Raw genomic sequence first — 15,172 nt, forward strand, 5'->3', positions numbered from 1 at the left:
GGGATGAAGAATGTTAAAACTGTTTAAAACCATCCTGAAAGTCGGCGATACCACGGTGAAATATCCGTTTAAGCCGCTTGAGGTCAGTCACGGATTTCGTGGCAAACCACAATATGAGGCCGCGCAGTGTATTGCTTGCGGCGCCTGTACTATGGCCTGCCCGGCCAATGCGCTGACCATGGAGACAGATATCGCCCGTGGAACTCGCCAGTGGCAGTTGTTCCTTGGGCGCTGCATTTTCTGCGGCCGCTGTGAAGAGGTCTGCCCGACCCGCGCGATTGTGCTGTCGCCAGAGTTTGAGTTGGCGGTGTTCAATAAAGCGGATTTATATCAACGCGCCACCTTTACGCTCACCTCTTGCCAGCAGTGCCAGAGACCTTTTGCGCCGAAAAAAGAGGTGGATTATGTCATGGCGCTGCTGATCCATTCAGGAGTGAGCGCGGAGGATGTCGAGCGGCAACGCCCCCATTTTGAAACCTGCCCTGAGTGTAAGCGCCAACACAATATCATCGGCAATAGCAATATCGCCATGAAGAGCAGTATCTCCATGAGTAACAGTATTTCCATAAATAACAGTATTTCCATAAATAACAGTATGATACCGAATCACCAGTGCGAAGGGGGGAGCCATCCATGAGCCAGCCACATTCATCAAAACCGGCTTGGGGGCATCATGTTAGCCAGCCGGTTGCGCTTGATCCTGCTATCGCGCAGTTAAAAAGTAAATTGCTGAAAGATATCAAACGCTCCGCCTATGTCTATCGGGTGGATTGCGGCGGCTGCAACGGCTGTGAAATTGAGATTTTCTCCTCGATTACGCCGCTATTCGACACCGAGCGTTTTGGTATCAAGGTCGTCGCCTCGCCGCGTCATGCGGATATCTTGCTGTTCACTGGAGCAGTCACCCGCGCTATGCGCAGCCCCGCGCTGCGCGCCTATCAATCGGCACCAGATCCTAAAATCTGCATCTCTTACGGTGCTTGTGGCTGCGGCGGTGGCATCTTCCACGACCTCTATTGTGTCTGGGGCGGCAGCGATACCATTGTACCAATTGATGTTTATATCCCCGGTTGCCCGCCGACACCGGCCGCCACCCTTTATGGCTTTGCGGTGGCGCTCGGCCTGCTGGAGCAAAAACTCAGGGGGGAAGAGAGTCAGGAGGCCGCTGACGAGCGGGTCGCCCTGATTCACCCTGATGCACCGCTGACACTACGTGTACTGCTGGAGCGTGAAGCACGCCGCATGGCCGGTTATCGCCACGGGCGGGAGATCACTGACCGCTTTTTGTCACTGCTGGTCAATCAGCCCTTGCCCGGGCTAGAGCAGCGCTGCCAGCGCTATCTCAGTCAGCAAGATGATCCGCGCCTGAGCGAGATATTTGCCAGACTGCAACAGATCACGTTAATGCAACTGGCGGGGGGCCTCAGCTATGAGCGCTAAGGTGATTTTTTATGCGCTGAACCAGAAGTTTCTCGACAGTGACGATCAGATGCCCGAACAGGCGCAGCAGGTGATCTATTACTCACTGGCGATCGGCCACCATGTGGGGGTAATTGATTGCCTGAAAGCGATAATGGAGTGCCCGCTGGCCGAGTATGAGCAGTGGTTCAGCCAGTTGCCTGAGGGCGAAGCGCGCCGCAAAATGGCTGGCCTACTGAAGTTTGGTGAAATCACCATCGACAGCACCCACACCCAGTTGCTGGCGAAGGCTTTTGCGCCACTGGCGGAAGATGCCGCCTCACTCCATCGGCCCTGGAGCCAACAACTGCTGCAAACCCTGTACGATATCGAGCAGGAGCCGGCCATCTACTTAATGGTGAAACGCCGCCCATGAGCCATCTCAATGCAGTCACGAATCTAGTCTTAACCGTCGGCAACAGCATGATGGGTGATGATGGCGCAGGCCCATTGCTGGCTGAGCGCATGAGCCAGCAGCCCTTAGCGAATTGGCAGGTGATTGATGGCGGTTCAGCGCCGGAAAATGTGGTACATCGTATCCGCGCCTTACACCCCACGCGGCTGATTATCGTGGATGCGGCGGATATGGCGTTAGCCCCGGGGGAGATTCGAATCATTGATCCCGAGCGAATTGCTGAAATGTTCATCATGAGCACCCATAATCTGCCGCTCAATTTTCTGATCGATCAGCTCAAGGAGGATATTAGTGAGGTGATTTTCGTCGGCATCCAGCCGACACTGGTCGCGTTCTACTTTCCGATGAGCGATATCGTCAAACAAGCCGTAGAAACACTCTATCAACAGCTGCCCCACTGGCAAGGTGACGGCGGTTTTACCCATCTTTAATTGAGTGACGGTGTGACGTCGTCAAATTTGCCGACGTCACACCCGCCGACAGTTTCCCGCATTTCGCCCAACCGCATAAAATCCCAACAAATTCCTTATAAAACAAATAGATTTATTCACTTTCACTTCACTCATTCAACTTGGCATAAACCATGCAATATGTAGGTGAATATCGCGGTAGGGCCATGTGTCCAGACTGCTCAATTTATACCCCATCGATTTCAAGGTGCACCAACACACCTGCAACTTGAAAGATGAAGGGTAAGGAGATTAAACAATGAACCGGTTCATAATCGCCGACCCCAAAAAGTGCATTGGCTGCCGCACCTGTGAGGTCGCCTGTGTGCTGGCACACAATGGTGGCCGACTGGAGGCCATGACCAAGGCCAATTTCGCTCCACGGCTGAAAGTGGTTAAAGGGTTGAATGTCAGTACCGCCATTATGTGCCGTCACTGCGAAGACGCGCCTTGTGCCAATGTTTGCCCGAACGGCGCGATTGTGCGAGCGGCTGATAGCATTCAGGTGCTGCAAGAGAAGTGCATTGGCTGCAAAACCTGCGTCGTTGCCTGCCCGTACGGTGCCATGACGGTGGTGACCAAACAGGTCGAAGTGATGTTCAACGGCCTCTCGCAGGGCTTTTGTCTCAAAGCCGAAGCGCAGAAATGTGACCTGTGTGAAGGGCGTGCTGCAGGGCCGGCCTGTATTTCTGTTTGCCCAACTCAAGCGCTACATATGATTGGCCGCGACACCCTGCAAGCCATGCTGCGCAAAAAACAGATGCGCGCCGCGCTGGATGAAGCCAACGAGATGAACTTCTAAGCCGATACTGCGGCGACAAGAACGAGGGTAATTAATTATGCACAAAGCACTCACTGTCTGTCCTTACTGCGGCTCTGGCTGCAAAATCAACTTATTGGTTGAAAACGGCAAAGTCGTCGGCGCACAGGGCGCTAATGGGGTCACCAATCAAGGTGAACTCTGCCTAAAAGGCTACTACGGCTGGGATTTTCTCAATGATACCAAGCTACTGACGCCACGCCTGAAACAGCCGATGATCCGTCGCCAAAAAGGCGGCACACTGGAAGCGGTCTCTTGGGATGAGGCCATTGAGTTCGCCAGTAGCAAGTTGCGGGCAATTAAAGAGAAATATGGCCCGGAAGCCATTATGCACACCGGTTCATCCCGTGGGCCGGGCAATGAAACCAACTATGTGATGCAAAAATTTGCCCGCGCAGTGACCGGCAGCAACAACATTGACTGCTGCGCCCGTGTTTGTCACGGCCCGTCAGTGGCAGGCTTGCAAGTGACACTGGGCAATGGCGCGATGAGCAACTCAATCTGCGAGATTGAAGAGACCAAGTGCATTTTGGTCTTTGGCTACAACGCCGCCGACTCCCACCCAATCGTCGCCCGCCGGATCCTCAAAGCCAAGGAGAAAGGGGCGAAAGTGATTGTTTGTGATCCGCGCCATATCGAAACGGCACGTATAGCTGATCTGTGGCTACCACTGAACAACGGTTCAAATATGGCGCTGGTTAATGCCTTTGCCAACGTATTGATTAGCGAAGAGTTATACGATAAAGATTATGTCTCGCGCTATACCGAAGGTTTCGACGAATATCGCGAAATTGTCGCCAAATACACCCCTGAGTATGTCGAAGGTATCACTGGCCTGCCAGCGCAGACTATTCGCGAAGCAATGCGCATCTATGCCGCCGCGCCATCTGCCACCATTTTGTGGGGCATGGGCGTGACTCAATGGGGCCAAGGTGTGGATGTAGTTAAGGGATTATCAGGATTGGCGCTGCTGACCGGCAACCTCGGTCGCCCTAATGTGGGTGTCGGCCCGGTTCGTGGGCAGAATAACGTGCAAGGTGCCTGTGACATGGGCGCTCTGCCCAATATGTATCCCGGCTACCAGCCCGTTACCGATCCCGCCACACTGGAGAAGTTTGCCAAAGCCTGGGGCGTCCCTTCCCTATCCGGCAAAATCGGCTACTCACTGACCGATGTACCACACAAAGTGAAAGAGGGCAAAATCAAAGCCAACTACGTGATGGGCGAAGATCCGCTGCAAACTGAGCCAGACCTTTCAATGATGCGCGAAGCTTTCAGCGAGTTGGAGCTGCTGATTGTGCAGGATATCTTTATGACCAAAACCGCCGCCGAGGCGGATGTGATTTTCCCTGCCACTTCATGGGGCGAACATGAGGGGGTCTACTCCGCCGCCGACCGGGGTTTCCAGCGCTTTGAAAAAGCGGTTGATGCCCAGGGTGACGTGAAACCCGATTGGGAGATCATCAGTCTGATGGCGACCGCCCTCGGCTATCCGATGAAATATCACAATACCAAAGAGATTTGGGACGAACTGCGCGAACTCTGCCCGCTCTATTACGGCGCAACCTACGAGAAAATGGCTGGATTGGGCTATATCCCGTGGCCATGTACTACCGAGGATAGCCCCGGTACGCCGTGGTTATATGCCGATAATAAGTTTGACCGCCCCGGCGGTAAAGGATTGCTGTTTGCCAGCGAGTGGCGGGCGCCAATGGAGCAGGTGGATGAGGATTACCCACTGGTGCTCTGTACCGTGCGTGAAGTGGGCCACTACTCTTGCCGCTCAATGACCGGTAACTGTTCGGCGCTGCAAACATTAGCCGATGAGCCGGGTTATGTGCAAATCAGTCCGCAGGATGCAGAGAAACTGCATTTGCGGGATCAACAGCTGGTCTGGGTTGAGTCGCGGCGCGGCAAGGTGATCACGCGGGTTTCCGTCAGTGAGCGCATTAATGTCGGCGCGGTATATATGACTTACCAGTGGTGGATTGGGGCCTGTAATGAGCTGACGTTAGACCATCTTGATCCCATCTCTAAAACACCAGAGTACAAATATTGCGCGGTGAAACTGGAGGCGATACCGGATCAGGGCTGGGCGGAGAACTATGTCCAACAGGAGTATAGCCAGTTAAAAGCACGGTTAAGTAGAGCAGCCGCCGTTAATTGAAATAGTGATGACTCACTACACGGCGTATAAGCTGTAGTGAGTCAAGATTGACCACGCCCTGGGGCAGTTCGGTGACTTACGCCGCTACAATCCCAACGGCGTGTTTCCCCTTGATTCAACTCTATTGGTAATCAGCACTGACAAAAACAGATTTACTCAGCTATCCCATCCTCTTCTTCAATACTTTTTACTGATATTCCTAATCGTTGCATACGAGATAACAAGGTGGTGCGTTTTAACCCCAGCTTAATTGCCGCTCCTTTTGCGCCAGCGACCACACCATTGGTCTCACGTAATACGCGAATAATGCGTGCGCGTTCAGATTCTGAAAATTCCGGCTCTTCGCTTTCAGGTAACAACGCTTTACGAACGACCCGTTCCGCTGCCGGTTTGGCGACCTCTAACGGCGATAAGTGATATTCCAACTCTTGTAACTGCAAATTCAGTGTTGTGCCCCGGCTGAGAATGACCGCTCGCTCAATTACATTCTCCAGTTCGCGAATATTCCCCGGCCAGGGTAAACGACTCAGTAAACGTAATGTTTCACTGGGAATAGTATCGATGACGCGATTCATGCGTTTGGCTATTTTCTTAGTGAAAAATTTCACCAGCAGGGGGATATCTTCTGGCCGCTCGCGAAGGGGGGGGATCACAATAGGAAAAACATTGAGTCGATAGTAGAGATCACTGCGATATTCGCGATTGACCATCATCAATTTTAAGTCACGATTGGTTGCTGCAATCAGCCGAACATCCACCGGAATAATTTTACTGCCCCCCAAACGCTCTATTTCCCGCTCTTGTAATACCCGCAGGAGTTTCGGTTGCAGCTCCAGGGGAATATCCCCAACTTCATCGAGAAAGAGTGTACCGCCATCGGCCATCTCAAATCGGCCAATACGCTGTGATGACGCACCGGTATATGCCCCCTTTTCATGACCAAACAGATCACTCTCCATTAATCCGGAGGGGATCGCCGCACAGTTCATTTTCACCATGCGCTTATTCTTACGCTGACTTAAATTATGGATCGCGCGGGCAATTAACTCTTTACCGGTGCCAGTTTCGCCGAGGATCAGTACCGTGCAATCACTGGACGCCACCATTTCGACCTGTTCCAGCACCGCTTTAATGCCAGCACTATGACCAATTATTTCGCCGAACTCCTCATTATGAATAATCTGATCCGTTAGATAGAGATTCTCATTTACCAGTGAGTCTTTCAGACGGCTAATTTCGTTATAAGCTAAGGCATTGTCCACAGCAATGGCAATGCGGGCGGCAATTTGCCGTAACAGTTTGAGATTACTGTCGGTGAAAATATCACTCTGACATTGCGCCAGTGTTAATATACCCAGCATCTTATGGCCGAAAAAGAGTGGTAACAGGCAAACCACCTGCAAACCCTCATCCAACATATTCGCCAATTGTTTATCTTCAGGGGCCAAGAGAGAAATATCCGCCAGATTAACCAGCAATAATTCCCGGCTGTGTAAAACTTGCCCCGCTAAGGTGCCGGTGATATCCATCCTGGCTTGCTGATGCTGCACTGTTTTACCCGTTTGGTAGCGGGCCGAAAAGAGATGCAGTTTATTTTTATCGTCTTGGCTGCCGCATATCGCCAGACTGATATAATCGATATTGAAAAAGCGGTGTATCTCTTTCGAAACCTCGGCCGCTAAGACATCCAATTCCAGTTTAGAAATAACCGTATTAGTGACATCCACTAATATCCGGTAGTGATCCCGTTCAAAGCGCAGTTTTTCACGTTCAGAAAATGCCCGATCTATTTCAGCGATATTATCCACCGCAATAGCGACTACATCGGCCAATAATCCCAGAAAGGTCATCGCCTGCTCATCGAACTCACTGTCGTCAGTCTTAATAAACTCAACACAGCCTGACCAGTGATTATCATGGCCCAAGGGAAAATGGCAGCCTGAATGTAGCCGCTGATAAGGCCCCAAATTACAGACAGACGCAAATTCCCTTTGCATACGCGGATGATCACTCTGCAAAGGTATTTGTTGCTGCCATGCCAGAGCGCCTGGGCCTTCAGCAAATAGGATATTTTGCGACCCCGTGACTGTATCCGTGACATCATCATGGGTATAAAGAGTTATTTGGTTATACAGCGGATTAAGCAGCAATAAATTGACACGTTGAAAACGCACTACCGAAAAAGAGATCTTGCTGAGCTCATTAACTAACTCGGTGATATCTCGGAGTAATAATAATTTTTTCGATACCGTGAGTAGTGTGTCTTGCCAAACCTGAGCCAATGTGGGACGGGGTAGTTTTTTTGCGCTATCCATATATTCCCAAAGTCATTAAGCTCAAAAATAGATGGTGGATACTTTAAGGCATTGAAATAAAGAAATATATATTAACCCGCGATAAGCTTGATCTGGGTTAATAAACAATTTAATCAAAATTTAGTGATCTCCCCGTCTATTGAAATCACGTCTCATTTACATCAAAAAGTAAAAAACCAGTCAGGATATTCCCAGACTGGTTTTCATTTTTATCGTGGCTTTACGGCCAATAACTGATTATTTCTTCTTCGCGTATTTCAGTGAGTCCAGTGCTACCGCAAAGATAATGATCGCACCCTTGATAATGTATTGCCAGTAAGGGTTCACGCCGATATAAGTCAGCCCGTAGTTAATGACGGTAAAGATAATAACCCCAGTCACCACGCCGATAACCGTACCGACACCACCACTAAAGGAGACCCCGCCTACCACACAAGCCGCGATCGCATCTAGCTCATACATAAACCCGAGGTTGTTGGTCGCACTACCAATACGGCCAGCTTCCAACATCCCGCCGAATGCATAGAATACACCGGACAAGGCATAAATCATGATTAAGTTCAGTGGCACATTAACACCAGAAACTTTTGCCGCTTCTGGGTTGCCGCCGATGGCGAAGATATTTTTGCCAAAGCGAGTTTTATTCCATAATACCCAAACAAAGCCGATAGCAATGAGCGCATAGAAAGTAATGTAGGAGAGTTTGAAATCACCAAACCGTAAGAATCCCTGCGCAAAGGTTGAGAATGCAGGGTCAAAACCAGCAATTGGTGATGCGCCAACAAAGTCGTAATACAGGGAGTTAATACCGTAAACAATAATCATCGTACCCAATGTGGTAATAAAGGGAGTCACATTCAGATAAGCGATGATAATACCGTTGACCAGACCAATAATCGCACCAATCAGACAGACGGTTAAGATAACAATTGGAATAGGCACAGTCTGTAAATCAGGGAAAACTTTATTAACGTTGTCCATGGCTTGCAGCATGGTTGCGGCAACTACCGCCGCCAAACCTACCTGACGACCGGCTGACAGGTCCGTCCCTTGAGTCACAATCAGACCCGCTACACCCAGTGCGATAATAATACGCACGGAAGATTGGGTTAGAATATTACTTAAGTTCATCAGGCTTAAAAATGTCGGGTCCTTGACAATAATTATTGCCAGCAATACGAATAACACGACGTAAATCCCGCTCTCTTTAAGGTAAGTGAGCATACTTTTCTTATTTAACGCATTCATAATAAGAACCTTCGACTAGATTAGAGATGCAAGGATGCAAGGCGTAATATTTCATTTTGCGTGGTTTGTTTGGTTTCAACAATTCCTGCAACCTGACCATTACTCATTACCAAAATTCTGTCAGTGATCCCTAATAGCTCAGGCATTTCAGAGGAGATAATAATGATCCCTTTGTTTTTCTTCGCTAGTTCAGTCATTAACTGATAGATTTCAAACTTCGCACCGACATCAATCCCCCGAGTCGGCTCATCCAACATTAATATTTCTGGTTGAGTCAGTAGCCAACGGCCAATAATTACTTTCTGCTGATTACCACCTGATAATGAACCGATACTGGTACGGTGACCCGGCGTTTTTACTCGCATCGCATCGATAACCCATTGGGTATCGCTCTTCATGCGCGTATTATCCAGCAGCCCAAATTTATTTTTATAGTTACGAATATTAGATATTAGGGAATTAAAACCCACATCGAGATAAGCGTAAATTCCGGTTGAGCGGCGCTCTTCAGTCACCAGTGCAAATCCATGATTAATGGCTTCATTAGCACTGTGGTTATTAATACTTTTGCCGTGTAATTTAATGGTTCCGGAGACTTTTTCGCGGATACCAAATAAGGTTTCAACGATATCAGTACGTTTTGCTCCCACCAGCCCGGCAATACCCAAGATCTCGCCTTTATGTAAATCAAAGGAGATATCGCGGATAGAGGGTTGGCGCAGCGAGGTCAAATTCTTCACTTCCAGAATAACCTCACCGGGTGTATTCAGGCGGTCAGGAAAACGTTGGCTCAGTGAGCGCCCCACCATCATAGAGATTATCTGATCCATGGTCAGCCCTTCCAGCGGCTGAGTGGCAATCCACTGACCATCACGTAATATCGTGATTTCGTCGCACAGCTGGAATATCTCTTCCATTTTGTGGGAGATATAAACAATTCCGCAGCCACGCTCTTTTAATTTGCGGATAATCGTAAAAAGATGATTAACTTCTTTCTCGGTTAATGAAGAGGTCGGCTCATCCATAATGACGATCTTGGCATTGTAAGAAAATGCCTTGGCTATCTCGATCATCTGCATTTGCGATACTGATAACGTGGCAACTTTGTCACGAGGATCAATATCAATATCCAATTCATCGAAGATGGCTTTGGTATCTTTGTACATTTTATCTTGATCGACAAAAAAACCTTTGGTTGGGTAGCGGCCCAGCCACATGTTGTCCATCACTGTACGTTGTAACACCAGGTTTAATTCCTGATGCACCATAGAGACACCATGCTCTAATGCTTCTTTCGAACTTTTAAACTCTATTTCTTGCCCCTGAAAGATAATACTTCCGGAGTCTTTTTTATAGATACCAAACAGACATTTTAATAACGTTGACTTACCGGCACCATTTTCTCCCATTAAGGCATGGATCGAATTTGGCCGCACTTTAAGATTTACGTTATCTAACGCCTTTACACCCGGAAATGATTTATTGATATTACTCATTTCCAGCAACCACTCGCGGGGTTGTGCTGTATTAATATCGGCCATAATTATACCTGGCTAAGAACCGCCACCGACTTGCTGGATATATAGCCACCCACCAATAAGCGCGCGCTCTAAAATAGGGATCAATGCAACAAAAAAACCTTCAGCCCCGGTGCCAGGCTCCGTGTACCGAATTCTCGGTGCCGGGGCTAGAAGGTTAATGACTTTCTACCCTTAATACTTGGGTGTAAATCGTGTTTCGCCTGTTATTTAGTAAATTCAGCCAGGTTATCTTTATCGACGCCTACATACGGGATACGTACGATTTTGTTGTCGATTTTCCAGGTTGTGCCTTCAGCAGCAGGTTTACCGGCAGCCAGGTTTTTAGCCAGATCAAAGGTCGCTTTGGCCTGATTGTTGGCATCATTCAACACTGTACCGGCCATTTGACCTGATTTCACCATCGCTAACGCTTCTGGCAAGGCATCAACACCGAACACTGGAACGCTGGTTTTATTGTGTGCTTTCAATGCTTCTACTGCACCCATTGCCATCGCATCATTGTTGGCAATAACCACTTCGATTTTGTTTGCGTTAGGGCCAGATAACCATGCATCCATCTTATCTTTGGCCTGCGCGGTATCCCACATTGCGGTATCTAACTGCAATTGTTGAGTTGGAATACCTTTTTCATTCAATGTCTTAATCACGTAAGTGGTACGTGCTTCAGCATCTGGATGACCCGGTTCACCTTTCAGCAACACAAATTGAATTTTACCGTCTTTATTCAGATCCCATGCTGGGTTGGCTTGCCAATGTTTAGCAATCAGCTCACCCTGAATAACACCGGACTCTTTAGAGTCTGTGCCCACATAGTAAGCTTTGTCATAGCTATCCAAGGCTTTACGTGAAGGTTCTTTGTTATAAAACACAATCGGTACATCGTTTGCGCGGGCTTTATCGATAACCACTGGCGCTGCTGCTGGGTCAACCAGGTTAATTGCCAGCGCTTTTACCCCCTTAGCCAACAATACGTCGATTTGATCGTTTTGCTTGGATTGATCATTCTGGGAGTCATTCATCAGTAGGGTAACGTCAGGAGATGCTTTAGCATCTTTCTCTATCGCTTTACGGACCACGGACATAAAGTTGTCATCATATTTATAGATGGTAACACCAATACGGGTATCAGCTTGAGCAGCCGCGCCAAACAACATGCTGGCAGCCAGGGTTGCTAATGTGAAAACCTTCTTATTCATTTGTATCTCCGGGTTTATGTAGGGTAGTACAGGGTGATAACACCATCGCCTAACGAGAGAAAACTGTCGTAAAGCGGCTGACACTGAATATATATCGTCCTTGAGCGCACTCCACTCCGAAAAAGCCGCCTGAGTCGTCATAAACCATGTCATTTACAAACAAGTTGTTTGCGGAACACATGTCTGTAAATCGCTATTCTAAAACCCGCTACCGTCTGTTTTTTTATCCGGCAACCGATGACATATTGATACATTCAGGTAGAAAACAGCTAGAGCATAGACGGCTCGTTGTTAAGAATCTGTGAATTTTCTCACAGATTGAAAACGGTTACACAAGAATAAATATCTAACTAGTGAGCGCCGCCACAAATTGCGACAGAGTGCCGTGGCACCAGCGTCGGTGTAAAGCAGTAGGTCGCCTGAGGATCTAGGGGGTGATTTGCACCGGCCAGAGCCAATTCTGTGGCTAAAGTTGCCATAGAAACAATTGGATAGCGGATTGTGCTGAGTTTGGGGCTGGTATAGCGCGCAATGGGGATGTCATCAAAGCCCACCAGCGAGAACTGCTCAGGGACACTGATACCGTTCTCTTTCAGCGCAGCCAATGCGCCAGCAGCCATTGAGTCGTTATAGGCGAACACCGCACTGAGCTGTAAATTGCGCCCCAACAAATCAATCATGGCGCGCTCCCCTCCTGCCAGGTCTGGCGTGCCATAGGCGCGCCAACTATCGAGAGCAGTGATACCGGCAGCCTCAAGTGCATTCCGGTAGCCGGTCTGGCGCTGCATGACATCATCAATAGGGTGATTTGAACCGAGGAAACCAATACGTTGATGGCCCTGTTTGAGCAACAACCGGCACGCCATTTGCGCACCGCTAACATTGTCTAATCCTACACAGCGATGCTCAAACCCAGGAATAATTCGATTAATCAGAACCATACCGGGAACTTGCTCTAAAAAGCCGATTAACTCGCCGTCACTCAACGTCTTAGCGTGCACAACCAACGAGTTACACCGCTGACGGAGTAGCACTTCAATAGCATGACGCTCTTTGTCAGCCTGATGGTAACTATTGCCGATCAGCACGTATTTTTGGTGCCGTTGAGCAACAGTGTCTACCGCTTTCACCAAGGCACCAAAAAAGGGATCTGAAACATCCATCACCACCACACCAACCGTGTCACTAGTTTGTGTCGCCAGCGCCTGCGCATTGGCATTCGGGCGGTAACCCAGTTCAGACACCGCTTTCAGCACTGCGGCACGGGTTTCTGGCCGGATAGCCGCGCTATTATTGAGAACTCGCGATACCGTCGCCAACGAAACGCCAGCCCGTGAGGCCACATCGCGAATAGTAATACTGTTGCCAGATGAATGCAGAGCGGCCATGACCTTACCCTATCAATAAGTCACCATGCGCTTGGTGATCCACTGGGCATGGCAGGTGGCCTATCCTACCCAGTTTGTTGAATTTGCCACGTGAAATACGTCACAAGAAAGAAAACGTTTACATACAAATTTGTAACCCGCTCATCATTTTTATCTTGTGGACGTATTCAGGGCTTAGTGTTGCGAGGTTGTAACGATTGACCACAGGCATATGCAGTCAATTTTCGCCATAGCCATTCGACCGGCCCTTGGGAAAAATAACCTAGCCAAAACAGAGAGAAGAGAATGTTACACAGCCAGACCAGCGGCACTACTGCCAGCAACTGCAAGCGGTCAAGTTGCTGGTATAAGCCGAAGTGATAGAAAAGCAGCGTGCATATCAATGTTTGCAGCAAATAGTTGCTTAGCGCCATTCGGCCAACCTGTGACAGCCAATGGCTAACACGCCAGCCGGACAATGTCGGCCAGAAGCCATAGAGTAGTGCCAGATACCCCAGCGCCTGTAATGGCGCACCTAACTCACGGGGGACTTGCAGCAAAAAGCCCGTCCAGCGGTAATCCCAGCCGACAGCCCATTGCAGCGCCACTCCCGGTATCTGGATCAGCAATGAAAGCGGTATCAACCATGCTGCAATCAGCCGGTAGTGGTGTAAGCTGAACTCGCCGCGCAGCCAGCCGGAGCGCATTAATCCTGCACCAAATAGCATGGAGCCTGCCAGTTCCCAGCCATATTGCGCGCCGATGGCGATCAAATTGGATGACAACAGATCCAGCCGATTCTTCCACGCCTCCATCCCCCCTTGCAGCTTCCAGAATTGCTCATATTGCAGATCTGCTGGCCCCGGTTGCCAGAAGCGGCCCGGCTCTCCGCTGGTGACAAATCCCAGTAGCAATAGTACCGCGACCCCGAGCAGGTAAAGCACCGCACCAGTACGCAGTAAGCTGGCGGCATCTTTAGCATCACGGATCATTCGCCAACACACCAGGCCAATCAAACCATAAGCAAATAAGATGTCTCCATCCCAGAAGAAGATGCCGTGAATCAATCCCAGTAAGAGCAGCAAGGAGAGGCGCGCCCGTATCCAGCCCTTACCCCGCTTAAGCAGCAGTTCAAGGCCCGCGCCAAATAAAATGGCAAAAATGGACAAAAACTTCGCCTGCGCCACAATATCGAGAATGGCCCAACTCCAGCTATCAGACAGTGAGGGGAGACCCAGATAAGCGGGATTTAGATAAGCGGCCTTTGGCAGGCCAAAGGCGCTGATATTGAGCAGCAGAATGCCAAGAATGGCCAGCCCGCGCGCACTGTCTAACGTTGCGATGCGTTGACGCATACCCGACATCCTGTGCATGGGCACCCATTGGTGCCCGCTGTGGCAAAAGGCTAATTAGCCGTGGTGATATTAGCTATTATGACGAACAGCGCGCAGGAATTCCTGGCGAGTATTCTGGCTGGATTTGAATAATCCGCCTAATGATGTGGTGGTGGTGGCACTGGTTGCATCACGGATGCCCCGTGCTTTGACACAATAATGCACCGCATCAATCGAAACAGCGACATTATTTGTGCCCAATAGCGTCTGTAACGCCAGCAGAATTTGCTGCGTCAATCGCTCCTGCACTTGCGGGCGCTGGGCGAAGAACTGCACGATGCGGTTGATTTTGGATAACCCAATCACGCTATCTTTAGGAATATACGCCACCGTGGCTTTACCATCGATAGTCACAAAATGATGTTCGCAGGTGCTGGTGAGGGTGATATCCCGTACCGTGACCATCTCATCGACCTTCATTTTATTCTCAATCAAGGTGATTTTGGGGAAATTTTCGTAATCCAGTCCGGAGAAAATCTCATCAACATACATTTTGGCAATACGTCTTGGCGTATCAGCCAAGCTGTCGTCAGTTAAATCCAGATTCAATAATTGCATGACTTGGGTCATATGCTCTTGAATCAAAGTCTTGCGCGTTTCGGCATCTAACTCTTGCTTGCGCAATGGGGTTTCGAGGCCACGAGCCAGCAGCGCTTCATGAACCAGCTCAGCTTCTTTACTTAGCGATGACATTCTTTTCTCCAACAGGCTACGCGTCCGGACGAGATAAACATGATGCAGATCACACCCAGATTTTGCACCACACTGTAGTTGAGAGCAAAATGATTATCCAGTGATTGTT

The 15,172-nt window shown here is 49.3% G+C and carries 13 protein-coding genes; 6 read left to right on the plus strand and 7 right to left on the minus strand.

What is annotated here, in order from left to right; translation table 11 throughout:
- Nucleotides 1-10 precede the first annotated feature (10 nt).
- The 6 genes from hyfH to fdhF all read left to right on the plus strand — a co-directional run bounded on the left by hyfH (nt 11) and on the right by fdhF (nt 5,309).
- Nucleotides 11-637 carry a hydrogenase 4 subunit H gene (gene hyfH / locus FFE93_RS13850; protein WP_005273809.1) on the plus strand — a complete coding sequence of 209 codons (627 nt, stop codon included), beginning with the start codon at nt 11-13 and terminating at the stop codon, nt 635-637.
- Nucleotides 634-1,440, plus strand: coding sequence for an NADH-quinone oxidoreductase subunit B family protein (gene nuoB / locus FFE93_RS13855; protein ID WP_049599238.1), 807 nt, complete (start codon nt 634-636; stop codon nt 1,438-1,440). The genes hyfH and nuoB overlap by 4 nt, the downstream gene beginning before the upstream one ends.
- The gene (locus FFE93_RS13860; protein WP_032897695.1) at nt 1,430-1,834 is read left to right on the plus strand and encodes a formate hydrogenlyase maturation HycH family protein; all 405 of its coding nucleotides are present in this window, start codon (nt 1,430-1,432) and stop codon (nt 1,832-1,834) included. Before nuoB ends, FFE93_RS13860 begins: the two co-directional genes overlap by 11 nt.
- Nucleotides 1,831-2,304: a hydrogenase maturation peptidase HycI gene (hycI, locus tag FFE93_RS13865; protein ID WP_054872896.1), complete on the plus strand. Its 474-nt coding sequence runs from the start codon at nt 1,831-1,833 to the stop codon at nt 2,302-2,304. The genes FFE93_RS13860 and hycI overlap by 4 nt, the downstream gene beginning before the upstream one ends.
- 277 nt (nt 2,305-2,581) lie before the next feature.
- Complete coding sequence (locus tag FFE93_RS13870; RefSeq protein ID WP_032897700.1) at nt 2,582-3,124, plus strand: 4Fe-4S binding protein; 543 nt, start codon at nt 2,582-2,584, stop codon at nt 3,122-3,124.
- A 37-nt stretch (nt 3,125-3,161) separates the two neighbouring features.
- Nucleotides 3,162-5,309 carry a formate dehydrogenase subunit alpha gene (gene fdhF / locus FFE93_RS13875; protein ID WP_005273825.1) on the plus strand — a complete coding sequence of 716 codons (2,148 nt, stop codon included), beginning with the start codon at nt 3,162-3,164 and terminating at the stop codon, nt 5,307-5,309.
- 152 nt (nt 5,310-5,461) lie between these two features.
- Here fdhF and flhA read toward each other — a convergent pair whose 3' ends face one another.
- The 7 genes from flhA to folE form a co-directional block, all read right to left on the minus strand.
- Nucleotides 5,462-7,624: a formate hydrogenlyase transcriptional activator FlhA gene (gene flhA, locus FFE93_RS13880; RefSeq protein ID WP_049599241.1), complete on the minus strand. Its 2,163-nt coding sequence runs from the start codon at nt 7,622-7,624 to the stop codon at nt 5,462-5,464.
- Between the two features lie 237 nt (nt 7,625-7,861).
- Complete coding sequence (gene mglC, locus FFE93_RS13885; protein WP_004388732.1) at nt 7,862-8,872, minus strand: galactose/methyl galactoside ABC transporter permease MglC; 1,011 nt, start codon at nt 8,870-8,872, stop codon at nt 7,862-7,864.
- 20 nt (nt 8,873-8,892) lie between these two features.
- Nucleotides 8,893-10,413 carry a galactose/methyl galactoside ABC transporter ATP-binding protein MglA gene (gene mglA / locus FFE93_RS13890; protein WP_005273834.1) on the minus strand — a complete coding sequence of 507 codons (1,521 nt, stop codon included), beginning with the start codon at nt 10,411-10,413 and terminating at the stop codon, nt 8,893-8,895.
- A 203-nt stretch (nt 10,414-10,616) separates the two neighbouring features.
- Nucleotides 10,617-11,609: a galactose/glucose ABC transporter substrate-binding protein MglB gene (gene mglB / locus FFE93_RS13895; protein WP_005273836.1), complete on the minus strand. Its 993-nt coding sequence runs from the start codon at nt 11,607-11,609 to the stop codon at nt 10,617-10,619.
- 350 nt (nt 11,610-11,959) lie between these two features.
- Nucleotides 11,960-12,997 carry an HTH-type transcriptional regulator GalS gene (gene galS, locus FFE93_RS13900; RefSeq protein WP_049599247.1) on the minus strand — a complete coding sequence of 346 codons (1,038 nt, stop codon included), beginning with the start codon at nt 12,995-12,997 and terminating at the stop codon, nt 11,960-11,962.
- 167 nt (nt 12,998-13,164) lie between these two features.
- Nucleotides 13,165-14,331, minus strand: coding sequence for a DUF418 domain-containing protein YeiB (yeiB, locus tag FFE93_RS13905; RefSeq protein ID WP_049599249.1), 1,167 nt, complete (start codon nt 14,329-14,331; stop codon nt 13,165-13,167).
- A gap of 69 nt (nt 14,332-14,400) precedes the next feature.
- Entirely contained in the window at nt 14,401-15,063 is a 663-nt protein-coding gene (gene folE, locus FFE93_RS13910; RefSeq protein WP_005273844.1) for a GTP cyclohydrolase I FolE, read from the minus strand.
- Between the last annotated feature and the right edge of the window lie 109 nt (nt 15,064-15,172).

The sequence above is a fragment of the Yersinia sp. KBS0713 genome (assembly GCF_005937895.2).
Lineage (GTDB): Bacteria > Pseudomonadota > Gammaproteobacteria > Enterobacterales > Enterobacteriaceae > Yersinia > Yersinia bercovieri.